Origin of the sequence: Acinetobacter sp. SwsAc4, assembly GCF_013391535.1 — a bacterium.
Classification (GTDB): Bacteria; Pseudomonadota; Gammaproteobacteria; order Pseudomonadales; family Moraxellaceae; genus Acinetobacter.
On record NZ_JACAXC010000009.1, the window covers coordinates 48,806 to 74,171 of the forward strand.

Below are 25,366 nucleotides of genomic sequence, written 5' to 3' on the forward strand. Positions count from 1 at the left end.
TACATGGGCATTCGTATAACAGGTACAGGGTTATTTCACCCAACCGAATCTATTTCTAATGAAGAGTTGGTTGAAAGTTTAAATGCTTATGTAGAACAATTTAATCAAGAAAATGCTGACAAAATTGCAGCAGGTGAGATCGAAGCATTGCGTGGTTCAAGCCCAGAATTTATTGAAAAAGCTTCTGGTATCCAACGTCGTTATGTGGTCGAAAAATCGGGTATTCTTGATCCAAAACGCTTACGTCCACGTTTACAAGAGCGTAGTAATGATGAGCTTTCACTTCAAGCGGAGTGGGGCGTCATTGCTGCAAAACAAGCGATGGAAAATGCAGGTGTTACCGCAGAAGATATCGATGTTGTCATCTTAGCTTGTTCAAATATGCAACGTGCCTACCCAGCGGTTGCAATTGAAATTCAGTCAGCTTTGGGCATCCAAGGTTATGCTTATGACATGAATGTGGCTTGTTCTGCTGCAACATTCGGTTTGAAGCAAGCCTATGATGCAGTGAAATGTGGCGCACGCCGTGTATTATTACTCAATGTTGAAATTACCTCAGGTCATTTAGACTACCGTACCCGTGATGCACATTTCATTTTCGGTGATGTTGCAACGGCTTCAATTATCGAAGAGACTGAAACTAAATCAGGCTATGAAATCTTAGATATTCATTTGTTTACTCAATTCTCAAATAACATTCGTAATAACTTTGGTTTCTTAAACCGCAGTGAAGATGCTGTGGTTGATGACAAATTGTTCCGCCAAGATGGTCGTAAAGTCTTTAAAGAAGTATGTCCATTGGTCGCAAAAATCATTACTGCACAGTTAGAAAAACTTGAATTAACTCCTGAACAAGTGAAGCGTTTCTGGTTACATCAAGCCAATGCCAATATGAATGAACTCATTTTAAAACTCGTTGTGGGTAAAGAAGCTGATTTAGAACGCGCACCTATTATTTTAGATGAGTTTGCCAATACATCTTCAGCAGGTGTAATTATTGCGATGCATCGTACAGGTGAGCAAGTCAATAATGGCGAATATGCTGTGATCTCTTCATTTGGTGCAGGATATTCGGTTGGTTCGATTATCGTACAAAAACATATTGCTTAAATTTTATAGGCAAAAATAAAAAACCGCATCAATGATGCGGTTTTTTTGATTTCAGCTTATTTAAGTAAGATCGCTAGGTCGATGACTTGTGGAGTCGTGTTACCACCAATAGTTGAAGCTGCTAGATTTGGTGTTCCATCCACATTAATTGCTAAACGTGCTCTTGGAGTTGTAATAGTCGTGTCACTATTTAGATCTATACGATATAACACAGAAGGTCCAGAAGCACCTGAGACTGCTGCTAAAGCTAAGCCATTATCACCACCCGCAATATCAAAGCCATTATCTATACCTAAGTTGACTCCTAAATTACCGATCAGGTTTAATGTGCCTGCGTTTGGTGGATTCTGTTTAGTGAGAGTTTTGCCTGTTTGATCAAGATCAAATAGTTCAGTAGCAAGCGTTGAAACTGGTGTTGCAAAACTATTGGTATATGCTGCTGCAGTGACTTTAGCATCAGAAATCCCATTAATATCACCATCTTTTATAGTATCGCCAGTATCGACGTTAATTCTTAAGTTCTGTCCATTATTGCTGATTATGCGGAGTCGATCTGCTGTAGGGTTGAAATCAACTGCGAAACTTGTACCATCTAGGTTTGTGAAAGTGCTACCAGTAGCTGGTTTGAGTGCAGTGATAAGGCTTGCTAAACCAGTGTCTGTATTTATAGTATACAAGTTTGCTTTATTGGTAAGACCATAAAGTTTTCCAGAATTGGTCATAGTGGTTCTGAGTCTGTAATCAATTCCAATAAATTTCTCATCAACGAGTAAACCTGTGATGGTTTTTTCCATCACCGCATTTGGATTATTTAAAGCAAAGTTCAATAATTTATTATTGGCTGTCAATCCATAAGCTTGAGCGGTGGCATCACTTGCTCTTTTTAATGCGATACCGCGAATTCCCATGCTATTAAAGTTACTATTTAGGTCACCAGATGCAAAAATGGCATCATTGCTTGTTCCTACGTTTGCTAGATTAAGTTGAAAGAATTTATAACCACCAGTATTGAGTTTTAGCGCTGCGAAGCCGACGTTACTCACAGGATCGATGTCAAATCCACCACCGCCATTAATGTTTATATCTGCTCCCAACGCAGCTGAAACACCCAATGTTCCAGCATTCGCATTTTGGATATAAATTCGATCACTATTTTGGTCAATACTATAGAGTTTGGTTGATCCAGTTCCTGCAAATGCATTGGTATATGCACCAGCGACAATGGTAGGGTTGCTTTCTGTCGAATTGATAGCGCCATCAGTAATCGTTGCGCCAGTATCCACATTAATTCGAAGGTTTTGTCCCGTATTTGTTATAACCCTCAAACGATCTGCAACTGGATTGAAGTTCACAGTAATCAGATTCGCATCCCCTAAAATCTTTGTAAATGCTGCATTTCCATCAGTCGTATCAGTAGGGTCAGCCATTAATTTTTTTATAAAAGTGGCTGAACCAGTTGCAGGATTCAAAGTGTAGATATTACCTAATAATCCCACCGCATAAAGTTTTCCATCTTTCGGACGATAATCGATTCCAACGAGTTCATCATCTGTTTGTAGACCTGTTATTTTAAGATTTGACACGATTTTATTTGGCATCATTCGGTCTATTGAACTGATCATACCGTTGTTGGTTAAGATTAATGTGTCACCTGTATTCGTATTTGTAGTTTCTGTATCGTTGTTAGAATCATTATTACAACCCAATAATATTAGGCTACCCAGAGTTGCTGCGGTCAAAGTTAATGCTCGTTTATTCATAGTCGTTTATCCTGATACATATTTTGGTTATAAGAAGCTTTTGAGAAGGATCCCCTGTTATTTATTAACTCTGAGCTTCTTGTTATTGGATTGCTGTAATGGGGTCTAGCCTTAGAAAAAGATTTCGACTTTTATTTTTAAATGAATAATTTAAAAATCTTATATTTACTTTTGTTAGATTAAGTGGGGCAAGCTTGAAAGTAAACTAGTGTTTTTAATTGATTTTTTCGTATTTTAGTTTTGAGTTGTAATTATTCACACCAACTTCACGGCAGCTAAGAAACTCTAAATTATTAAAGTAATTGTTATGAAAAAATATAATCTTTAAAACTCAAAAATAAAAAATCGAGAGAATTTTAAAACTCTCTCGATTTCGATATATTTATTGCTTACGCTTCGACAGTTTGTACTGTGATTTTTTTTGCAGGATCGACTTTACGTCGTACTGCTGGAACAGGTTCGCCGTGATATTGACGATCTGCGAAATAGCTCGAACGAACCATCGGCGCTGACCAAATATTTCTAAAACCTAATTTACGACCATGTTCAGCATAACGCTCAAACTCTTCTGGTGTAACAAAACGATCAATAGGTGCATGCTGTTTAGAAGGTTGTAGATATTGACCAATAGTCACGTAATCTACGTCGTGCGCACGAAGATCATCGAGTAAAGCAATCACTTCCTCTTCTGTTTCACCAATCCCCACCATCAAACCACATTTCGTTGGTACGTCAGGACAGTATTCTTTAAACATTTTTAAAAGATTTAAAGAATGTTGATAGTCAGAACCTGGGCGCATTGCTTTGTATAAGCGAGGAACAGTCTCGATATTATGATTGAAAACATCGGGTGGACATTCGGTCATGATGCGTAAGGCAATATCCATACGCCCACGGAAATCTGGAACTAAAATTTCTAATAAAGTTTTTGGACTGAGTGCGCGAGCTTCTTTAATACAATCCACAAAGTGTTGAGCACCACCATCTAATAGATCATCACGGTCTACAGAAGTAATCACTGCATACTTAAGACCTAAGTTAGAAATGGTTTCAGCCATGTGGCGTGGTTCATCAGGGTCTAATGCATTTGGCCGACCATGCGCCACGTCACAAAACGGGCACCGGCGAGTACAAATATCACCCATGATCATAAAAGTAGCAGTGCCACCACCAAAACACTCAGGGAGGTTAGGGCAGGCAGCTTCTTCACAAACAGTATGGAGTTTTTGCGAACGTAGAGTTGTTTTTATACGCTGAACCTCTTCAGGTGCAGTCATTTTGACGCGAATCCAGTCTGGTTTACGAGGCACTTCAACCGTAGGTATAACTTTTACAGGAATTCTTGCGACTTTTTCTGCGCCACGAAGTTTTATGCCCTGTTCAGGTTTACGGTGTTCAGACATATTATTTTCTACAACCTATTGCTTGAGATATTCGATTATTATAGTCAAATTTATTGGTTTATAGGACGAATTAGGTATTCATTTTGAAAATGTAAATATATAAAAATATATGGTTGAGAAATACATCAAGCCATAGCATATTAGTTATCATATATATAGAAGTAAACAGCGAAGAGACAAAGGAGCTTTGAATGCCACGTAAGAAAGAGGTCGTTGGTGGGAATGTTGTAAAATTTGATGCAGTAATTCTCGGTTCTGGCCCAGCTGGTGAAGGCGCGGCAATGAAGCTAGCTAAAGCAGGTAGACGTGTAGCGATCGTTGATATACGTGATCAACTTGGTGGTAATTGTGCTCACGTAGGAACAATTCCGAGTAAAGCATTACGTCAAACAGTATCAAGTATTATTCGATATCAACGTGACCCAATGTTTCAAAAGGTCGGTGAGTGGAAACAATTCACCATGAAACAAGTGCTACGTAATGCACATAAGGTAATTCAACAGCAAGTTGATACGCATACACGTTTCTATGATCGCAACAAAATTGATGTGTTTCATGGACGTGCTTATATCCAAGATAAAAATACGGTTTTGATTTTTGGTCAGGACGGAATCAAAGATACGATCATTTGTAAGCAAATCGTGATTGCAACAGGTAGTCGTCCTTATCAACCACAAGGTTTAGATTTCAATCATCCGCGTGTATTTGATTCAGATAAAATTCTTGATTTGGATTATTCAATTCAAAAAATCATTATTTATGGTGCTGGTGTGATCGGTTGCGAATATGCCTCGATTTTCATTGGTTTAGACCATAAAGTTGATTTGATCAATACTCAACAAAAGCTTTTAAGCTACCTTGATGATGAAATCGCAGATGCATTGTCATATCACTTGCGAGAGCAAGGTGTATTGATTCGGCACAATGAACAAATTGATCGCTTAGAAACTTTCGATGATCATGTGGTTTTACATTTGCTGAGCGGTAAGAAGATTAAAGCTGATGCCATCTTATGGTGTAATGGTCGTTCTGGTAATACAGATGGTCTTGGTTTGGAAAATGTCGGTCTAACACCGAATAACCGTGGTCAGCTGATGGTCAATGATCAATACCAAACTGAAGTTGATAACATCTATGCTGCAGGGGATGTTATTGGTTGGCCATCACTTGCATCGGCTGCTTATGACCAAGGGCGTTGTGCAGGTGCAAATATGGTTGGTGAGAAAAATGTTAAGCCAATTAAAGATGTACCAACAGGTATTTATACAATCCCAGAAATTTCTTCAATTGGTAAGAACGAGCAGCAATTAACTGAAGAAAAAGTACCTTATGAAGTAGGTCAGGCTTCATTCCGTCATCTAGCTCGCGCCCAAATTACGGGTGATACTGTCGGTGAATTAAAAATCTTGTTCCATCGCGATACTTTAGAAGTACTAGGTATTCACTGCTTTGGTAATAATGCGGCAGAGATTATTCACATTGGGCAAGTGGTGATGCATAGTCCAAACAATACGTTGAAGTACTTCGTTGAAACGACATTCAACTATCCAACGATGGCAGAAGCATATCGTGTAGCAGCTTTGAATGGTATGAATCGTTTGTTTTAAATGGCGATGGATTTAGTTCGATAAGCACCTAAATGCCAATCAACTTGATTGGCATTTTGTTATCTGGATTTGGTCAGGAAATTTGCGATGAAAACTAAAATAAATAATCTAATTCTTGTAGTAATCATTTTGTTGCTTGCAGCTTATTTGAGTTTCGATTTTAAAGAAAAGCAAAATACTAGAATTACTAGCAGCACCACACAAACTTCAGTTTCAGATACTAATATTTCTGTCGATGATCAAAACAAGATCATGCAGGCTTATCAACAGCAAAGAAGCAATATTCAAGTTCAAGCGCAGGGTATTGTGAAAGCAGTTTTACCAGATGACAATCAAGGTTCAAAACATCAGAAAATGATTCTTAAACTTGAGAATGGTTTAACGGTTTTGATTGCACATAATATTGATTTAGCCCCAAGAATAGACGGGCTTAAAAAAGGTGATCAGCTTGAGTTTTTTGGTGAATATGAATATAACCCAAAAGGCGGTGTGATTCATTGGACCCATCATGATCCACAAAGAAAACATATTGACGGATGGTTAAAATATAAAGGGAAAATATATCAATGATATTTTCCCTTTATCACTCATTCTATTTGTATGTTCTCAATCAGCTTGTAAGCGCTAATTTCTGACGAGATTTCCATTTAGGTAGGACTTTAGCTAAATAAGCGTCCATGCACCATACAGGGCCAATGAGGAGGAATTGTAAGTCTTTAAAGAAAGAAGGCTTTTTCCCTTCAACTTTGTGACCATAAAATTGGCCAATCCAAGCTATCACAAAGACACCAATATAGAATCCTACGCCTACAGGTAAAATAATAATGAGCCATGCCATAACGGCTAACAGTGCAGCCATTGCAACAGCCAAAACAATATCCAAACGAGCATAAAATACTAAAGTGAGTACAAGAAGCAAAGCGGTGAGTAGGGTGCTAAAATGAGCCAAAATACCAATAATTGAAAAAAGAATAGCTGGGACACAAACCCAATGAATTTTTTTATTGGTTTGATTTTGATGGCTGTCACTATACTCATCAAACCACGTATCAATTGACTTCATGTTAATTCTTCCTTTACTGTATTCATTTTTATTTGCTCAATATAACGAATTAAATAAAAAGGGTCAAAATCATTCGCGGATATGATGTTGCTCTAAAGAATAACTGTAATTTCTAAATTCTTTTGTCTCATAATAAAAAAAGCCACACTAGGTGGCTTTTTTTGGAGAGTGTAAAACTAAGTTATTAAGAACTAGGTCCATCAACTCGTTCGATGCTCACATTACCAGTACCAGAACCAGACATACCAAGTTGCTTTGCAGCACCATAAGATAAATCTAGTACTCGGTTACCATGGAATGGACCACGATCATTTACTTTTACTACAACACTCTTGCCGTTGTCTTTATTTGTTACACGGATATAACAGTTTAAAGGAAGGCTACGGTGAGCTGCAGTTAATCCATTCATATCGAATGTTTCACCGCTTGCTGTTTTACGACCATGAAACTGACGTCCATACCAAGATGCAACGCCACTTTGGCTGAATTTACGAACTGTGTTCGAAGCAACAGTATTCAGTTTTTCAATCACTGAAGGCTCGTCTTCAGGAATATCGATTTTTGCAGCAATCGTTTGGCGACGGATTTGGTCACCTGAACGCTCAGTGATTGAAAGACTATTAACGTTTGAAAAACGCGAATTAAAATTTTGAGAATCTTTGCTTAGTACGCGGGCAGCTAAATTAGAACCATCCACATCATTATTCATTGATGTCGATTGTACCATTTCCGCATGTAACGGGCTTAAACTTAAGCCTGCCGTCAGCGCTAGAATATATTTTAGCGAAAACTGCATTGTATAAACTCCTAGAGAACATGCTTTTCTATTTCAAAAAACAACTTTGAAACATAGTGCACATGTCTAATTATTCACTTTTGCAATTACTTTACTTGAGTGGATAATATTCATCGCTTACGAAGTGTGTCTAGTCTTTAACGATTAATAGTTACAAAAAGGGCAAAAACTTACAGTTTGCGGTTAAAAAATAATCAATATTGTAACAAAATATATTTTTTGCTGAATATGTGATCTTTTCGCTTTATTTTTTTATTGACTTTTCAGAATGTTATAAAAAAGCTAGTCTATCGACTAGCTACTTCGGTGCCCAATAACCATACTGCTGTTGCATACATACGACTTTTATTATAAGTCGTAATCACTTGGAAATTTGGATAAGTAATATAGTAAATTGGACCAAATTGGTCTTGTAATTGAATGACATTGACTAAGTCTAAATCATCAATTTTTACCAAAGGGTCAACAGGGGAAACCCCTAGTCTTTTCAATTCTCCATAGGGAATAGGTTGGGTTAAATCCTTGGAAATAATACTATCTGGGTTGTTGCCTAAGTAACGGGCTGGAAACCCAATTGGTCGATCGCGCTGCCAACCATGTTGAGCTAAATAGTTAGCAATAGAGCCAATAGCATCTGTTGCTGAATTTCTTAAATCAATGTGACCATTTCCATCATAATCTACGCCCAACTTTTGAATATTGCTTGGCATAAATTGCGGATAACCAATAGCACCTGCATATGAACCAACAATACTATTTGTTGGATAACCTTCTTTATAAGTCCAAGCGATCAAGGCCGCTAATTCATCACTAAAATAGTCTGCTCGACGAGGATAACCGAAAGCGAGTGTCGCAAGTGCATCTCTAGTGACGAAAGAGCCCTTATTCGCACCATAACCTGTTTCTACACCTAAAATGCCCAGAATGACTGTTTTAGGTACGCCAAACTGCTGTTCAGCACGATTCAATGCATCTTGATATTGATTTTTAAAGTTTGCCCCGCGTTGAATAGTGCCATCAACAAGAAACATTGAACGATATTCATACCAAGGTTTACTTTCACCTGGGCGAGTCATGATATTGAGAATATTAGGTAAATCCTTAGCGCCACTCATGGCTGCATCAATTTGTTCACTCGTTAAATTATAAGTTGACATTGCTTTCTGCTTAAAAGCAAAGTAATTCGGATGTGTATAAAATTCATTTGCTTGAGCCCAATTACTGCTGACAAATAAACTGGCACTCAAACCAAGCAATTTAAAAGTTTTATTTAAATTAGGAAGAAACATATGTTTATAAAATTCCTCATTATCGATGTGTATGAATAGACATCACCAGTCCAAAAGTAGACATCAGGGTAATAATTGCCGTCCCACCATAACTCATGAAAGGTAAAGGCACACCAACTACGGGTAAAATACCACTGACCATACCTGCATTTACAAATACATAAACAAAAAATGACAAACCAAATGCGCCTGCGACCAAGCGACCATAGTTATGGAAGCACTGCAATCCAATTTGGAATGTTCTAAAGATAATTGCACAATAAAGAATAATAAGCAGTGTCACGCCAATTAAGCCAAATTCTTCAGAATAAGCGGCAATAATAAAGTCGGTATGGCCTTCAGGTAAGAAATGTAGATGAGATTGGGTGCCTTCTAAGAACCCTTTACCTGAGAATCCTCCTGAGCCAATCGCAGTTTTAGACTGAATAATGTTCCAACCTGTGCCAAGAGCATCTGCTTCAGGATCTAATAATGTAAGAACACGCTGACGTTGATAATCATGTAGTAAAAATTCCCAAGCAATTGGAATAATAATTGCGGCTAGACCTGCTGCTGCAGCGATGAGTCGCCAAGATAAACCACTTAAAAATAGTACGAAAATACCACTGGCCAGAACCAGTAGTGATGTACCTAAGTCAGGCTGTTCTGCAATAAGTAGAAAAGGTACGACAATCAACATCAATGACAGTACAACTTGTGAAAGGCTCGGAGGTAATGCTTTTCGTGATAGAAACCAAGCAATCATCATTGGCATACCAATCTTCATAAATTCACTGGGTTGCACACTGCCGAAGCCAGGGATATCAATCCAACGTTGTGCTCCCATACGGACTTCGCCAAAAATGACGACTGCCACTAAGGAAAGTACACCAAACACATAAAAATAAGGTGAAAATGCCTGATATACCTTTGGGGGGATTTGAGCCAAACTAAACATAACAATAAAGCCAATCCCAAAGCTCATTGCTTGCTTACTGACTAGACCGACATCTTGCGCAGAAGCACTATATAATACTGTGAGTCCAAGTAAGGCATTTAAAACCAAAAAAGAACAAAGCCAAGGATCGATATGCAATTGTTGCCAACGAGAGGGCTGTGCAGCTGTACTTAAGCCATCACGAGGTGCTTGACGTAAAAATTTGTATTGTGAGCTTGGGGACATGTGATTCTAAATCAGGTAAATCAAGGCTTCGCGAATGCTAACATAAATGCGGATTTAGAGCGTGCAAATTTAGAAAATGTGAGATTTATAAGTATCCAGTTTATAATTGGAATGATCATCTGTTATCTATGAATTATATTAAATAATTATTATAAATCAATATTATATATTAAATGTTATATTGCATGCACCTAATAAAAAGCGATGGTTCCATGACCATCGCTTTTGCATCATTTGGCGAATTACTTTTGAACCAATAACTGATCAAAATGTTTTGTAAATACTTCAAGTTCACCTTGGCTCAAACCTGGGATGAGCTTATTGATCACAATATGAACGGCTGTTTCGACACCACTGGTTGCAACGCTCGCAACACCACGTTTCATCATGCCCAGACCCAGCGTTTTGTTAAATTCGGTCATGAAGTGGTGAATCAATGCGTCAGCAAAAGTTTTAAATTGCTGAGTTAATGCATCACGTTGTGCCTTGCCATTTCCAGCAGCGACTTCTGCAAAGCTTTTCTTCATGTCAGCGACCAGCGTATCAGGCAGAACCGTACCAATGCGTTGTTGACCCTCATTGTCAGTAAACAGGCTTTTTTCCATAAACGACAACGATTCAAGAACCTGCTCGTTTGGTGCCTTGCCTAATAACTGTTTAAGTAAAGTCTCAACAATGCCACGGATTTTGGTTGCAAGCTTCTCGGTAGTGTCACGCTTATCACTTGGCGGAAATTGTTGAACCAGCTTAATCAGCATGTTGTCTAGTAATTCATCCGACAATTGTAAAGAGATTTTGTCACGTAAAGGGTATTGTGGTTCTTTACTGTTACGGCTAGCCTGTGCAAGTTGAATATCCTGACTCAAACCTGCTGATGGAAGAATACCGAAATAACTGGTCATTGAAACATTTCCTCTATATCAAATTTATTCGTTTTATTGTCTCGCCAAGCGAATTGGCTCGGGCATCCATGACAAGTCTGATACACGGCATGGGTTAATATCCAAGCCTCCACGGCGTGTATAGGTTGCATAGACCATCAACTTTTCAGGTTGAAGCAATTGCCAAATATCAGCAAATATTTGCTCGACACATTGCTCATGGAAACCATTGTGCTGACGGTACGAGATAATATAGGCTAATATGCTGCGATAACAAGGTTTTTTACCTTGAAAACGAATAAAAATCGTACCCCAATCTGGTTGTCCTGTGACTGGACAATTACTTCTTAAAAGATGAGAGTAAAGTTCAATTTCAACACTTTCTTGGGTCGCAGGATCTAACCTTAATAGAGTTGAATCTGGATGCTCAGATAGACGCTCAGGGATGAGATCATCAATACAAATCCCTTGCGGTTTAGAAATTTCTAAATCATCAACTTGCAATAATTGTAGTTCAACTTTTCCACCCGCCGCATTGGATAAGTCACGTTCAACCGTTTCGACAAAAGCTTGTTTAGACTCAAACTGCGTAAAGTTCATGCTATTGAAATAAAGTTTAAGTGACTTTGATTCAATCAAGTTGGGGGAGTTGGCGGGTAAGGTTAAACGACCAATCGCCACTTGAGGTAAACCAAGATGATTCAGCCATGAAATTTCAAATACATGCCACCAATCTTTACCTTGTGTAATGCCTTCAACATGCAAATACTCTTGACGAGACTCAGCACGGGAAATTGGAAATAAAACCTCTGGCTGATATTGAGTAGGGTATTGGGTGTCTTTACCCAATAAAGAATGTTCAACACTCATTCACGCATTCCTGAACCACGAGCTAATAAACGATAAGCAACTGCATAGAGCGCAACACAGCATAGGGTAACGATACTTAGTGAGAACGTTACATTGACGTCACTGTGCCCTAAAATGCCAAAACGGAAAGCATTGACCATATATACAATTGGATTGACTAAAGATAAATTTTGCCAAAATGGGCTAAGCGCACTAATCGCATAAAAGACACCACCTAAATAGGTAAGTGGAGTCAATACAAAAGTCGGGATAATAGAGATATCATCAAATGACTTCGCATAAACCGCATTGATGAAACCGCCAAGCGAGAATAATAGTGAAGTAATAATGACAGTATATATAGTCACGAATAGGTTATAAATTTCTAAGTGAGTAAAGAATAAACTCATGATGGTTACAATGAGACCAACCAATACACCGCGACATACACCACCAATCACGTAACCCCAAAGAATTAAATGTAATGGCACAGGGCTCATAATGAGTTCTTCAATGCTTTTCTGGAATTTAGCACTAAAGAAGCTTGAAGAAACGTTGGCGTAGCTATTCGTGATCACCGCCATCATAATTAAGCCTGGCACAATAAATTGCATATAGCTAAAGCCGCCCATTTCACCAATACGTGACCCAACTAAGTTGCCAAAAATCACAAAATATAGGCTCATTGTGATTGCTGGTGGTAACAAAGTTTGTGGCCATATCCGCATGAAACGGCGAATTTCTTTAACAACCAAAGTCCAAAGTGCTGTTTTTAATTGATTAAAGTTCACTGATTCGCTCCAGCAAGATTCTTCTCGACCATTTTCACGAATAATTCTTCCAAACGATTGGATTTATTGCGCATACTGCTGACTTGAATATTTTGTGATTGTAATAGTAAAAACAAATCATTCATGCTATGGGCTTTATCCATAGTGACTTCTAATGTCATTGGATCAATTAAATTAAATTTGAAGCCGATGATATCCAGTTGCAAATTTTCAATAGGTTCAGCGAGGTCACAGATGAATGATTCTTCATTGAGCTGATTAAGAAAGCCTTTCATGGTGGTATCTTCTTTAATCACACCACGATCAATAATTGCGATGCGACGACAAAGCATCTCAGCTTCTTCTAAATAATGTGTCGTTAAAATAATTGATGTACCTTTTTCATTCATTTGAGTGAGAAAATCCCACATTGAACGACGTAACTCAATATCCACACCCGCAGTCGGCTCATCTAATATAAGCAACTTAGGTTCATGCATCATGGCACGTGCAATCATCAAACGACGCTTCATACCACCTGAAAGCATACGTGATTGAATATTACGTTTTTCCCATAAACCGAGTTTTTCTAAATAATATTCAGCACGTTGTTCAGCATGTTTTTTAGGAATGCCGTAATAACCTGCTTGTGTCACTAAAATATCGAAAGTTTTTTCGAATTGACCGAAGTTAAACTCTTGAGGAACAACACCAAGACATTGTTTCGCATGGGATGGATGGGTATCTAAGTTATGCCCAAAGATTTCCACTGTACCCGATGTTTTTTTGGTTAAAGAGCTAATGATACTAATCGTTGTAGATTTACCTGCACCATTAGGACCTAATAATGCATAAAATTCACCTTCAGGTACGGTCAAATCAATACCTTTTAACGCCTGAAAACCATTACGATAAGTTTTGGACAAATCGCTCAACACCAAAGCATCAGTCATGAACGTCTCACGTTGTTAAATAGAACGACTATTTTGAGTGATATGAAAAAATAAACCAAGTAGAAAAATAGGTTTCTGGCGTTTTAGAAATAGAACGATTAATTCGATAATCTTGTAAAATGATCTACTTTTAAACTGTCAGATATTAAATTTTTTATTTATTATCAAAATCTTAGGGTTTTAAGTATCGCATCAACTATAGGTACGATTATCAAAATAATCGTAAGCAATAGAGCGTAGCTTTTAAGACTTTTGTTGCTAGCTTAAGACTTAACGATAAATTGATTTTGAAAAAGAAGAATTTTTATTAAAAAAGTAATTAAATAAATACAGCTAATTAATAATAGAGAAAAGCCAACGATTTGTTTTGGCATCTTTACGGTAACTTTTTTGAGTAATTTAAGGTTTACCGCAATCTTTACCGCATCAATTACGGTAATAGTTGGGAAAGCATGGGAAGTTATGATAATAAACTTAAATTAAGAGTTCTTATTGTGCAATGCTTTTGATATGAATTGAAAAACGAATATGGTGCGCTCAGCGGGACTCGAACCCACGCCACAGGCTTCGGAGACCTGTACTCTATCCAGTTGAGCTATGAGCGCATACATGTGTGGCACATCATAGGCAAAAAATACATATAGGTAAATATAAAGACGCAATCAATATCATCTATTGTTTATTAAAACAACGATTTTGAACTTTAATTGCCAAAATATTTCAATTATGTTTGCAAATGCTGTACTGAATAATTAATCAACTTCAATGTTTGATTCAATTGTGCTGGCGGAATTCGTGATTCTTGTAGAAAAGTAATCCATTGCATTTGGCAAGCTTTTAATTGCTGTAGGTTTTTGATTATCTGTATTTTTTGTATTAATGGTCTCGCCATCAAACCACAATAAGTTGTTAAGGTTTGAATCATAACTTGTTGGATTTCAATAAAAGGAAGTTTTTCTAAGGTAATAATTTCTGCTTCAAGATTTTCTGCTGGATTAGATATGTTTTTATTTTGATCTGGTTGAATGTGTGAGATTATCGTAGAAGTATTATTCTCTTCTGATGTGACTTCTTCTTCAATATGTATGGATTCAGGTTGATGATGTGCTAATAAGCCCATATCAATCAGTTGTTGAACTAATTCCGTAGGTGCTATTCTTTCTTTATATCCATGATCAAGTTCTTGAAAATCTTCATGATCAATCAAAAGCAATAAACGACGCTGCCGTGGAGTTAAAGCACTATCACGTTGTTGCAGGGCATTTTGCCCGAGTTCCGTTTTGAAAAAATTAGACATTTCTTAATCCCCACAAGCCCAAGATCTAGCATGAAGATTAAGATAAAGTTAAAAAATGACAATAATATTAACGATTTATTAAATATCATTGTCTTGATTGGAATGACTGGAAAATAATTTAAAAAATTTTCTAAGAGGGCTTATCTAACTAATTTTGTTTCCAATGCCTTACGTAAATAGAGATCAAGATCGTCTTGGCGTAAAAGCCATTGGATATAATCCGCTGGAAGATCTTGAATCGCAGTACCTTTGTGTTTACCAAAAGTAATATTCTTCGGAATACGAGCTTCTTCTGAAGCTATATAAAGCTGTTCAATATTTTCAATGTTTAATTGATGAATGATATGCATCAAAATATTAGCTGTTAAAATAATGTCAGCATCAGCTCTATGAGCACCTTTGAGCATTTCTCTAGCTTTATCACTCCCCTTGGAGATCAGATAAATTAAGGCTGAAATATTATGTGCTTCCGCATTTTCCCAAACACGACGTGCAAGTGCTAAGGTGCAAATTGGTTTAATTTTTGATGTATCTACGCCGCACTTTGCAATAGCTGTAATATCGTAATCAACGTTATGACCGATAATATATTGGGTTTGTTCAGGCAGTTGAAACTCACTGTAAAAAGGTTGATCAGCTAGGTCTGATTCTAATATGTGATGCACCGCCATCGCGGCATAAGAGATAGGTTGACCAACTTGATACAGCTGATCAAAAATCTTTTTCTTATCTAAGCTCAGCTTTCCATGCTCAATTTGAATTGGCGCGTAAGCAATTTCTATAGGCAAACCATTTAATGTATGTGTTTCCGTATCTAAAATAATGGCTTGCATAAAGTTGAACCTAATTGGGTAGGATAGTCTCTCAGACTTTTTATCTTACAAGAAATTTAGGATGAGCTGTGCTTAATCATGCTTAGATTGATTGGATTTTAAATAAATTAGTAGTCTATTGCGCAAATAAAAAACAAATATAAAAGGATATAAAAAAAACACTTGAAACAATTTTGTAATAGGCGTAATTGTTATGGACGTAGTTGCCTTAGAAAAATAACATCTAAGGACAAAATCAAAAAAGAAGATAGTTAAGGAAAAACTAAATGAAAATTAAACTATTAACGGTTGCAATGCTGAGCACGACTTTGTTTTTGACAGCTTGTGGTGGCGACGATAATGAATCGGCAGTTTTTGTACCTAAACCTGAGATTCCTGAAAATAATATCAAAGACCCTGTTGTTGGCATGCCAACAGCATATACAAAAAGTGATTTTAGTCTTGTAGCGTCAGAAAGCTCTGTTATGACTTATAAAATGTTAGGTCAAAATGGTCAAGAAACGAAGGCAACAAGTTTAGTTTTTGTTCCGAAAGGGACGATGCCAGCGGATGGTTGGAAAATTGTCGCTTGGGCGCATGGAACAACTGGTGTGGCTGATATATGCGCGCCGAGTCTTAATGTGACTAATGAATATGTTTATGCAATGATTAGTAAATTTTTGGCAGCAGGTTACATTGTCGTTGCACCTGATTATGAAGGGCTTGGTGAACCGAGTGGGCATGAACTTCATCCATTTTTAAATGTAAAAAGTGAGGCATATTCTATTACAGATGCTGTAGTAGCAGCTAGATCATATTTATCTAGTCAAGGAAAAATGACATCACGTCAATGGATGACGGTCGGGCATTCACAAGGTGGACAAGCCGCATTAGGAGCAGCTCAATATGCGAGTCGCGCAAAATTAGACTATAAAGGAACGATTGCTGTAGCACCCGCATCTAATCTTGGTGCAATTTTAACAAATGGAGAGCTATCTGTAAAAGATGCGCCTGTAAACTTTCAAATTCCAGTTTATGCACAACTTGATACTTTTACTGCATTGATTACTGCAGGTCTAAGAAATAATAATTTAACATTCAGTTATTCAAATGTATTTAAATCACCAACTGACTTAATTGCGAGTAAAGCTGAGTCAAACTGCTCAGATGCGTTAGGCAATGAGTTTGTTAACGGAATGCAAAATTATTTAAAAACAAATGTTGATTTGAAAAATTACCCACGTACCCAAACAAACTTTATGGCTTTACCTTTGGTGAAAGAGTTTTTAGAAAAAGATTCTCAACCTGCACAAGTCAAGCTCAATCAACCTGTTGTTATTTATCAGGGAGCAAAAGATACAACTGTACCAAAAGAAGCAACGGATGCTTTAGTATTTGATGCAGCTAATAAGGGATCTACTATTCGATATGTAACAAATTCTGAATGGGATCATGGAACGGCATATGTGCTTAATATTGAAAATATTGTGAATGATGTCAAATCAGTAATGCCTGCTAGTAATTAAGAATTTAAGTTTTATAAAAGCCCAATTCTGTGTGTTGAGGATTGGGCTTTATACTTTTAATCGTAATTTTTGAATGACTCAAAAAAGAGTAGATCAATTCCAGCTAAATAAAATTATTAGTGAAATGTGATTAAAATTCACGAATAATTAAATAAATATCAAGCTCTGTAACAGTAAACTTCATGCTATAATTCGCACCAATCTTTAGCACGGCTTAAAAGCCCTAATTTATAGGACCCTCCGCTAATGTTTGCCAATATCTCTATTGCTGAATTTGATCCAGAATTAGCTCAAGCGATTGCTTCGGAAGGCGACCGCCAAGAAGCTCACATCGAGTTAATTGCTTCTGAAAACTATTGCTCTAAAGCTGTAATGGAAGCTCAAGGCTCGAAACTTACTAACAAATATGCAGAAGGCTATCCGGGCAAACGCTATTATGGTGGTTGTGAATATGTTGACGTTATTGAGCAACTTGCAATTGACCGTGCGAAAGAGTTGTTTGGAGCAGATTATGCAAACGTACAACCACATGCAGGCTCACAAGCAAACTCAGCAGTTTACTTAGCGCTTCTTAATCCTGGTGATACAGTATTAGGTATGAGCTTGGCTCACGGTGGTCACTTGACTCACGGTGCTAAAGTTAGCTTCTCTGGTAAAACTTATAATGCGATCCAGTACGGTTTAAACCCTGAAACAGGTGAAATCGATTATGAAGAAGTTGAGCGTTTAGCTTTAGAACATAAGCCACGTATGATCGTAGCTGGTTTCTCTGCTTATAGCCGTGTTGTAGATTGGCAACGTTTCCGTGATATCGCGGATAAAGTTGGTGCTTACCTTTTTGTTGATATGGCGCATGTTGCTGGTTTAGTTGCTGCTGGTGTTTATCCAAACCCAATTCAAATTGCTGATGTAACGACAACGACTACACATAAAACACTTCGTGGTCCACGTTCTGGTTTAATTCTTGCAAAAGCAAACGAAGAAATCGAGAAGAAACTTCAATCAGCTGTATTCCCAGGCAACCAAGGTGGTCCTTTAATGCACGCAATTGCTGCTAAAGCAATCTGTTTTAAAGAAGCTATGGCACCTGAATATAAAACTTACCAACAGCAAGTTGTTAAGAATGCTCAAGCAATGGCTGAAGTATTCATCGCTCGTGGTTATGATGTTGTATCTGGTGGTACGGATAACCATTTATTCTTATTATCTTTAATTAAACAAGAAGATGTAACGGGTAAAGATGCTGATGCATGGTTAGGCGCTGCTCATATCACAGTAAATAAAAACGCTGTTCCAAATGACCCACGTTCTCCATTCGTGACTTCTGGTATTCGTATTGGTACGCCAGCTGTAACCACTCGTGGTTTTGGTGAAGATGAAGTTCGTGACCTTGCAGGTTGGATCGCCGACATTATCGACAGTAAAGGTAATGAACAAGTGATTGCTGATGTGAAAGCGAAAGTTGAAGCAGTGTGCGCTAAATTCCCAGTTTATGCTGCGTAATTTGTTTCGCTAAATAAAATTTTAAACACACCTCAAACTTTGGTTTGGGGTGTTTTTTTATGGTGATGATTTATTGAAGCTAGCTAAAAGAATTCAATTTTTCGGTTGAATCTTTTTGTATTGATGTTACTTGAATAATTCAGCATGTGTTCCAGTACGAGTAAAGATGATTTGTGTATCTTGAGGGCGAATTCAAACATGAGGTGCGACAGTTTCAATAGCCTTATGATAATCAACAAGCCGAGCAAATTTCTCTAATTGTTAAAAACGTAATACTAAAAAGCAAGTTTGGTGCCAGTGCTTTGCCTAAGTCCGTAAATATTACTTTCTTTTTAGAGATGATAATCGATGATTGATATGCGATTGAGTGATTCATTTATATTGTGTAAGCCTCTAATTACCTAATAAATTTAAACTATTAAATTTAATTTGCAGTTGATCATTGCTCTCTATGTGTAAAGGATCGGGTTTAATACAATCAATAGGGCAAACTGCAATACATGTGGGTGATTCGTAGAAGCCGACACATTCAGTGCAACGTTGTGGGTAAATTTCGTAGATTTTTGCACCTTCATAAATCGCTTGATTCGGGCATTCTGGCAAGCACATATCACAGTTGATACATGCTGTGGTAATGAATAGCGCCATATTTAATCTGCCGAATATGCAAGTGCATCAGTTTTTAACTGCGTTTTGGCGTGTGGAAGATGACGGATTAATAAGGCATAAGTAATATCGATATCTGCTGAAAGTGGGATTTCCACAATATGTCCAGAACCTTTTGCATTGTCGATTGGATGACCTTTTAAATCACGCATTTCAGTTAAAGTGAAGACAAGATTACCTTTGGGAGTCATGAGTTCAAGAGTGTCGTCAACTAAAAACCGATTTTTAACTTCGACTCGAACATAATCTCCGTTGCGTTCAATTACCTCACCACAAAATTGTTGATAGTCGAAATGTGATGAACCATCCTCATAATTTTGGTAATCGCTATGCACATGGCGACGTAAAAATCCTTCTGTATAACCACGATTTGCCAAACCTTCAAGTTGATCCATTAAACTTGAGTCAAATGGTTGACCTGATAGCGCATCATCAATTGCTTTACGATAAATTTGAGCTGTTCGAGCACAGTAAAAATAGGATTTTGTTCGTCCTTCAATTTTAAGTGAAGCAATTCCCATATGAGTCAAACGATCAACATGTTGAATGGCACGTAAGTCTTTCGAGTTCATGAAATAAGTACCATGTTCATCTTCTTCAGCCGCAAACATTTCTTCATCATTACGTTGTACTAAAACACTTTGAACTAGATCATCTTGAACTTTATTGGAACAGCATTGTTTGGATGGTTCTATCTGCTGAACAGGAATCACGTCACCATTGGCATCTTCTTGTGCTTCGTGAATTTTATATTCCCAACGACAAGCATTGGTACATGCGCCTTGATTTGCATCTCGTTTATTCATATAATCTGAGAGTAAACATCGTCCTGAATAGGCCATGCATAGCGCGCCATGTACAAAAACCTCAAGTTCAATTTCTGGTACATTTTTCTGTATTTCTTCAATTTCTTCTAATGCGAGTTCACGAGAAAGAATGACTCGGCTTAAACCATAGTCTTTCCAGAATTTTACAGTTGCCCAATTAATCGCATTGGCTTGTACCGAAAGGTGGATAGGCATGTCAGGGAAATGTTCGCGAACCATCATAATTAAGCCTGGATCCGACATAATTAATGCATCAGGTTGCATCGCAATAATTGGCTCGATGTCACGAATAAAATTTTTAAGTTTGCTGTTATGTGGCTGAATATTAGCAACAACATAGAATTTTTTGCCTAATGCATGTGCTTCATCAATTCCTATTTTTAAATTTTCATGATCAAATTCATTATTACGAACACGGAGACTGTAACGTGGTTGTCCTGCATAAACTGCATCTGCTCCATAAGCAAAAGCATAACGCATATTTTTAAGTGAACCAGCAGGAGAGAGTAATTCAGTAATCATGATGCAAAAGGCATATAAAAAATAAGGAATTATTTTAAAAATATAATTACTAAGATTCAACCAAGCATTTTGCTCGGAATTATAGCTGTTTTTCTCTCATATAAAAAAATAACTCTAGAATTACTGCAACGTTATAATTTATATTGGCTTTGTTGCACAAAGGTTTGAAAGACAATGCTACCCTAATTGAGCTAAATTCAAGTGATAACTTGGATATGAAGGTGGTATAATTGTTTGAATTTATTAAAAATTTATACATGTGTATGAATCTAATTCATCTGACTAGGAAAACTCCTTGCTGTGAATTTATCACCTAATAATTTGATGCAATCCATTTTGGTTTCCACTAAACTTCGATGATGATAACCAGACCATTTTTTCCAAAGTGACTTACCTACCCGTTTGACTGTTTTTAATAATTCATTCCTCTCTCTAAATATCTCAATTTCTTATCTTTCCAAAGCTTTGCATGCTTCCTAGTAGTAATGACTGCATGTGCATCTCGATCTAAAAAGATTTGTCGGCTCGGAATATCAATATGCTTTTGTCGTCTACAAAGGGTGGAGTAATCTGGTGCTGTCCAATTCAAACATTAGTTGTACGGTAGGTTTTAGTCACAGGCTTCTTCAACTAGAAATTATATTGCTGAAGAAGCCTTCAAGAATAGCTTTGTGCAACAAAGCCTTATAACATCAATAAAAATGACGATTAAGATTGAATTTTAAACTATATCTAAATATTCACTCTATGCTAGGCTTAAGAAAAAAGGGTAAGCCTATGGATGCCATTGAAATAAAAGATTTCTCAGCTCTGACTGGGTATACAAATGCCATTTTAGCAATCGATGAGTGGCTTGAACACAAACCTTATTTCTATGTGATTAAGGATCAGTATTTGATTGATGAGGCTATTCGTGTTGAATATATCATTATTCAATAATTTTGAATTTAGAGGAGCTTATAAATGACAAAAAAACCGATTGTTTATAGACTTATCTATTATGTATTGTTGATCTGAAATTGGGGTTTTTGTTTCAAGTAATAGACATAATATTTTGATTTATTTGTTATCTTTAAATTTTTGCAAGATTTCAAATTATGAAGAAAATTCTATTTTTAGCTTTAGCACTTACTACATTAACAGCGTGTTCTTTAACACCCAGCAAGGATGTTACTCCACCTAAAATTGGTATGGCAAATCCTGCAAGCCAATACTGCGTTGAACAAGGAGGTCAGCTTGAGATTCGCAATGAGGCAAATGGTCAGGCTGGATATTGTAAATTGCCTAATGGGCAAGTGATTGAGGAATGGGTATTTTTCCGTGCAAATCAAAGTAAATGTGTTGCTGATGAAGCACAAAAACTTGTAGGGCAGTCTGGTTTAACCGAACAGCAAATTAAGCAAAAAACCAAGTCCGAAATTGTGCGCAGTGTAGGACCAAATCAGCCCGTAACAATGGATTACCGTGAAAATCGAGTGACGGTAATGATTGATCCGCAATCTAAAAAAATTCTTAGCGCAAATTGTGGTTAATTGGTGAAATAAGTTCTTGCTTTCAAGTTGGTATCTACCAATTTGAAAGCTTTTCTCATCTAAATGAAAGATAGACCTTGATAAATCTACTTTTGTACCCATCAATTATAATATCGCAGTAATATTTTTCGTTTTGGCTTTAACCAAAAGTATAATCACTGTATTTATTTTCTAATTTTTGAGATAGACGAAACTTTGACATGAATCTACTTCTTATCGTAGTGTTTGGCGCAATTGCTGAGATATTAGTATGGATCGGCGTGGGCGACCTTGTTGGGAGTATGTGGTACGTATTCTTTTGGTTTGTTATAACTTTTTTCGTGGGTTTGAATCTCGTTCGTTCTAGTACATCTAATATTATGCCGCAATTGCAACAAATGCAGATGACAGGTCAACTTGGAGCTGATCCTGCTGTTACTAAAAAATTAGCAATTGCAATGTCGGGTTTCTTGTTAATGATTCCTGGTTTAATTTCTGATGTATTGGCTGTATTGGTTTTAATTCCTGCAGTTCAAGCAGCGTTTAGAAATATGTTGATGAAAGCAATGGCAAAGCGTCAACAGGCGATGATGGATCAAATGATGGGTGGTAATGCTGCTGGTCAGAATCCATTTGCTGATCTCATGCGTCAAATGCAGGACATGCAGAATCAACAACAAGGTGGTGGTCAATATCGTGACTCAACCATTATTGATGGCGAAGCGAGAGAAGTTCAACCTGATCAAAAGAAAATTGAATTCAAAGATGTTAATTAGTCGTTGATATGCTTAAAAAGCACATCCTAGTTGATGTGCTTTTTTATGCTTTATTTTTTACACTTTGCTCTTGTTTAGATTCTGTTTTGTCTGGTGTTTGTTGTTCTTTGCTCTGAGGTTGATACTGGGTAGGAAGGAGATTTGTTATTTCATTTTCAGATTGTTTATATGAACGACTTCGATTAGCTCGTTCACGAAATCCACCTTTATTGATCAATTGAGTCATAGTAATGTCATCTATGATTTGAAAGATATATTTTAACAAATTATATGAAAGATCAAAATAATACTGAGCGTTAGTTGAATCTAGCTTTGTATATCTTCTTTACAATGTATCGAAGAGAATTGTTAATTTGAATGAATTGCCTTTTAAACTAGATTGAATTCTGATTTTTTTTCTCATAGGATAAAAGTGAGACGAAAGAAATTGTTGTAAATAGTAAGTGGATGGAGGAATGATGTTATATCAATATCATTGCGCATGTTGTGACAAGGTGGTCGCTTCAACAGATAAGGAATGCCCTTATTGTGGTTCTCAGCATATTAGAAGTCCTTATGGTTTATGGATGTTCTGTGTGGCTGCGTGTTTTGTAGTTGTACTTGTAATTAAGATGGTACATGTATATTCATTACATCATGAGGAAGATCAACCAACTCAGACAAGTTCTTTATTTGAAATGTTTAAACAAGATACTGCTGAATCTAATAAATGATAACAAATAAAAAAGTTCGCAATTTGCGAACTTTTTTATGAGCGATAAACTTATAGTCCAGCAGCATCTTTAAGAACTTCGACTTTATCTGTCTTTTCCCAAGTAAATGCAGAATCTGAACCTTCACGACCAAAGTGACCATAAGCAGCTGTCTGCTTATACATTGGCTGAATTAGGTTCAACATACGAGTGATGCCGTATGGACGTAAATCAAAGTGTTCACGAACCAATTGAATAATTAATTCATCTGATACTTTACCTGTATTGAAAGTATTGATTGAAATCGAAGTCGGTTCAGCAACACCAATTGCATAACTGACTTGGATTTCACATTTATCCGCTAAACCGGCTGCAACAATATTTTTTGCAACATAACGACCTGCATAGGCCGCAGAACGGTCAACTTTTGATGGATCTTTACCAGAGAAAGCACCGCCACCATGACGTGCCATACCGCCATAAGTATCTACAATAATCTTACGACCAGTTAGACCACAGTCACCTACAGGACCACCAATCACAAACATACCTGTTGGATTGATATGGAATTTTGTACCCGCATGGAACATTTCAGCAGGAATAATCGGTTTTACGATTTCTTCAATCACAGCTTCTTTTAAGTTAGCTTGACTAATTTCAGGATCGTGCTGAGTTGAAAGTACCACAGCATCTAGACGAACTGGCAGACCATTTTCATAAGCAAATGTTACTTGGCTTTTTGCATCAGGGCGCAACCAAGGTAAAGCACCTGAACGGCGTAATTCTGCTTGACGCTCCATTAAACGATGCGCATAAGAAATTGGGGCAGGCATGAGTACGTCAGTTTCACGACTTGCATAACCGAACATTAAGCCTTGGTCACCAGCACCTTGATCTTCAGGTTTCTGGCGGTCAACACCTTGTGCAATCTCAGGAGACTGCTTACCAATCATATTGATGACAGCGCATGTAGAGCCATCAAAACCTAAATCAGAATGATGGTAACCGATTCCGTTAACTGTTTGACGTACAATCGCTTCAAAGTCCACGTTTGCTGTAGTCGTAATTTCACCAGCAAGAACAACAGCGCCTGTTTTTACTAATGTTTCACAAGCGACACGCGCATACGGGTCTTCTTTTAGGATTGCATCTAAAATAGCATCACTAATTTGGTCAGCCATTTTGTCTGGATGACCTTCGCTTACAGATTCTGAAGTAAAAACAGCATACTCGCGCATGAACGTCCTATCATGGTTATTTTCAAAAAGACAGAGTATGTTACATCGACTTGGCGTATAGGACTAGCACAAGCTGACTAAAAAGCATGAAATTATTTCATTTTCATCATGTTTTTATTGATATGTGTATAAGTAAAACTAATATTAATGCTTTAATTAATAAAGTTTTTCTGAATTGTAAATTTTCATATTTGAATGATTGTATTTTACATGTTGTTTACACGGTGAACATTTACATAAAGAATTGTATTTGAATGATCAAAATATAAGAAATATCGTGTATTGCACTTTACCCCATCTTGTTTTTTTAAGACAATAGTCGCAGTTTTTGAAAGATGATTTCTCATCTTCTC

At 37.1% G+C, this 25,366-nt stretch carries 25 protein-coding genes, 1 tRNA gene and 1 pseudogene; 9 read left to right on the forward strand and 18 right to left on the reverse strand.

Going from position 1 to position 25,366, the window contains the following annotated elements; genetic code table 11:
* Positions 1-3: 3 nt before the first annotated feature.
* Positions 4-1,110 (forward strand): beta-ketoacyl-ACP synthase III, encoded by a 1,107-nt coding sequence (locus HYG88_RS06595; RefSeq protein WP_005159653.1) that lies wholly within the window; start codon positions 4-6, stop codon positions 1,108-1,110.
* 56 nt (positions 1,111-1,166) lie between these two features.
* Here HYG88_RS06595 and HYG88_RS06600 read toward each other — a convergent pair whose 3' ends face one another.
* Complete coding sequence (locus HYG88_RS06600; protein WP_178882793.1) at positions 1,167-2,870, reverse strand: DUF4394 domain-containing protein; 1,704 nt, start codon at positions 2,868-2,870, stop codon at positions 1,167-1,169.
* Between the two features lie 389 nt (positions 2,871-3,259).
* Entirely contained in the window at positions 3,260-4,273 is a 1,014-nt protein-coding gene (gene lipA, locus HYG88_RS06605) for a lipoyl synthase (protein WP_004662555.1), read from the reverse strand.
* Positions 4,274-4,464: 191 nt separating this feature from the next.
* On the opposite strand from lipA, the gene sthA reads away from it, so the two are divergent.
* Positions 4,465-5,880, forward strand: a complete 1,416-nt coding sequence (gene sthA, locus HYG88_RS06610; RefSeq protein ID WP_005159656.1) for a Si-specific NAD(P)(+) transhydrogenase — start codon at positions 4,465-4,467, stop codon at positions 5,878-5,880.
* 87 nt (positions 5,881-5,967) lie between these two features.
* A complete protein-coding gene (locus HYG88_RS06615) occupies positions 5,968-6,450 on the forward strand; it encodes a DUF3465 domain-containing protein (RefSeq protein ID WP_178882794.1) in 483 nt (160 codons plus the stop codon).
* Between the two features lie 40 nt (positions 6,451-6,490).
* On the opposite strand, the gene HYG88_RS06620 is transcribed toward HYG88_RS06615, so the two are convergent.
* The 11 genes from HYG88_RS06620 to HYG88_RS06670 all read right to left on the reverse strand — a co-directional run bounded on the left by HYG88_RS06620 (position 6,491) and on the right by HYG88_RS06670 (position 15,773).
* Positions 6,491-6,943, reverse strand: a complete 453-nt coding sequence (locus HYG88_RS06620; protein ID WP_004662548.1) for a DUF962 domain-containing protein — start codon at positions 6,941-6,943, stop codon at positions 6,491-6,493.
* A 184-nt stretch (positions 6,944-7,127) separates the two neighbouring features.
* Positions 7,128-7,739 (reverse strand): septal ring lytic transglycosylase RlpA family protein, encoded by a 612-nt coding sequence (locus tag HYG88_RS06625; protein WP_178882795.1) that lies wholly within the window; start codon positions 7,737-7,739, stop codon positions 7,128-7,130.
* Positions 7,740-8,026: 287 nt separating this feature from the next.
* Positions 8,027-9,028, reverse strand: a complete 1,002-nt coding sequence (gene mltB / locus HYG88_RS06630) for a lytic murein transglycosylase B (protein WP_178882796.1) — start codon at positions 9,026-9,028, stop codon at positions 8,027-8,029.
* Between the two features lie 19 nt (positions 9,029-9,047).
* Complete coding sequence (rodA, locus tag HYG88_RS06635; RefSeq protein WP_178882797.1) at positions 9,048-10,190, reverse strand: rod shape-determining protein RodA; 1,143 nt, start codon at positions 10,188-10,190, stop codon at positions 9,048-9,050.
* Positions 10,191-10,432: 242 nt separating this feature from the next.
* Positions 10,433-11,092: a hypothetical protein gene (locus HYG88_RS06640; protein ID WP_087535905.1), complete on the reverse strand. Its 660-nt coding sequence runs from the start codon at positions 11,090-11,092 to the stop codon at positions 10,433-10,435.
* A 33-nt stretch (positions 11,093-11,125) separates the two neighbouring features.
* Positions 11,126-11,941 carry an NADPH-dependent 7-cyano-7-deazaguanine reductase QueF gene (gene queF / locus HYG88_RS06645; protein ID WP_178882798.1) on the reverse strand — a complete coding sequence of 272 codons (816 nt, stop codon included), beginning with the start codon at positions 11,939-11,941 and terminating at the stop codon, positions 11,126-11,128.
* A complete protein-coding gene (locus HYG88_RS06650) occupies positions 11,938-12,711 on the reverse strand; it encodes an ABC transporter permease (RefSeq protein WP_005159666.1) in 774 nt (257 codons plus the stop codon). The genes queF and HYG88_RS06650 overlap by 4 nt, the downstream gene beginning before the upstream one ends.
* Positions 12,708-13,643 (reverse strand): ABC transporter ATP-binding protein, encoded by a 936-nt coding sequence (locus tag HYG88_RS06655; RefSeq protein ID WP_178882799.1) that lies wholly within the window; start codon positions 13,641-13,643, stop codon positions 12,708-12,710. The genes HYG88_RS06650 and HYG88_RS06655 overlap by 4 nt, the downstream gene beginning before the upstream one ends.
* A 529-nt stretch (positions 13,644-14,172) precedes the next feature.
* Positions 14,173-14,248 (reverse strand) — tRNA-Arg (locus HYG88_RS06660).
* Positions 14,249-14,367: 119 nt separating this feature from the next.
* Positions 14,368-14,940 carry a hypothetical protein gene (locus tag HYG88_RS06665; RefSeq protein ID WP_178882800.1) on the reverse strand — a complete coding sequence of 191 codons (573 nt, stop codon included), beginning with the start codon at positions 14,938-14,940 and terminating at the stop codon, positions 14,368-14,370.
* Between the two features lie 140 nt (positions 14,941-15,080).
* A complete protein-coding gene (locus HYG88_RS06670) occupies positions 15,081-15,773 on the reverse strand; it encodes a 3'-5' exonuclease (RefSeq protein ID WP_178882801.1) in 693 nt (230 codons plus the stop codon).
* Between the two features lie 266 nt (positions 15,774-16,039).
* On the opposite strand from HYG88_RS06670, the gene HYG88_RS06675 reads away from it, so the two are divergent.
* Both HYG88_RS06675 and glyA read left to right on the forward strand, forming a co-directional pair.
* Entirely contained in the window at positions 16,040-17,278 is a 1,239-nt protein-coding gene (locus HYG88_RS06675; protein ID WP_178882802.1) for an alpha/beta fold hydrolase, read from the forward strand.
* Positions 17,279-17,524: 246 nt separating this feature from the next.
* Entirely contained in the window at positions 17,525-18,781 is a 1,257-nt protein-coding gene (gene glyA / locus HYG88_RS06680) for a serine hydroxymethyltransferase (RefSeq protein WP_178882803.1), read from the forward strand.
* A gap of 393 nt (positions 18,782-19,174) precedes the next feature.
* On the opposite strand, the gene HYG88_RS06685 is transcribed toward glyA, so the two are convergent.
* The 3 genes and pseudogenes from HYG88_RS06685 to HYG88_RS06695 all read right to left on the reverse strand — a co-directional run.
* Positions 19,175-19,429: a YfhL family 4Fe-4S dicluster ferredoxin gene (locus HYG88_RS06685; RefSeq protein ID WP_005159685.1), complete on the reverse strand. Its 255-nt coding sequence runs from the start codon at positions 19,427-19,429 to the stop codon at positions 19,175-19,177.
* A 2-nt stretch (positions 19,430-19,431) separates the two neighbouring features.
* Positions 19,432-20,796 (reverse strand): tRNA 5-hydroxyuridine modification protein YegQ, encoded by a 1,365-nt coding sequence (yegQ, locus tag HYG88_RS06690; RefSeq protein WP_178882804.1) that lies wholly within the window; start codon positions 20,794-20,796, stop codon positions 19,432-19,434.
* A 251-nt stretch (positions 20,797-21,047) separates the two neighbouring features.
* Positions 21,048-21,319 (reverse strand): annotated as a pseudogene (locus HYG88_RS06695) (IS5/IS1182 family transposase); the annotation flags it as partial.
* Positions 21,320-21,573: 254 nt separating this feature from the next.
* Here HYG88_RS06695 and HYG88_RS06700 point away from each other — a divergent pair.
* From HYG88_RS06700 to HYG88_RS06710, 3 genes are all read left to right on the forward strand, one after another.
* Entirely contained in the window at positions 21,574-21,735 is a 162-nt protein-coding gene (locus HYG88_RS06700; RefSeq protein WP_005159687.1) for a hypothetical protein, read from the forward strand.
* A 158-nt stretch (positions 21,736-21,893) separates the two neighbouring features.
* On the forward strand, positions 21,894-22,328 hold the full coding sequence (locus HYG88_RS06705) for a DUF333 domain-containing protein (protein WP_005159689.1): 435 nt from the start codon (positions 21,894-21,896) through the stop codon (positions 22,326-22,328).
* A gap of 200 nt (positions 22,329-22,528) precedes the next feature.
* A complete protein-coding gene (locus HYG88_RS06710; RefSeq protein ID WP_005159693.1) occupies positions 22,529-23,083 on the forward strand; it encodes an FxsA family protein in 555 nt (184 codons plus the stop codon).
* Positions 23,084-23,126: 43 nt separating this feature from the next.
* Here HYG88_RS06710 and HYG88_RS06715 read toward each other — a convergent pair whose 3' ends face one another.
* A complete protein-coding gene (locus HYG88_RS06715) occupies positions 23,127-23,309 on the reverse strand; it encodes a hypothetical protein (RefSeq protein WP_005159698.1) in 183 nt (60 codons plus the stop codon).
* Positions 23,310-23,538: 229 nt separating this feature from the next.
* Between HYG88_RS06715 and HYG88_RS06720 the strand changes: the two genes are divergently transcribed.
* A complete protein-coding gene (locus tag HYG88_RS06720) occupies positions 23,539-23,796 on the forward strand; it encodes a hypothetical protein (protein ID WP_034602683.1) in 258 nt (85 codons plus the stop codon).
* A 50-nt stretch (positions 23,797-23,846) separates the two neighbouring features.
* Here HYG88_RS06720 and metK read toward each other — a convergent pair whose 3' ends face one another.
* Positions 23,847-25,013 (reverse strand): methionine adenosyltransferase, encoded by a 1,167-nt coding sequence (gene metK, locus HYG88_RS06725; RefSeq protein ID WP_005159701.1) that lies wholly within the window; start codon positions 25,011-25,013, stop codon positions 23,847-23,849.
* Positions 25,014-25,366: the final 353 nt, after the last annotated feature.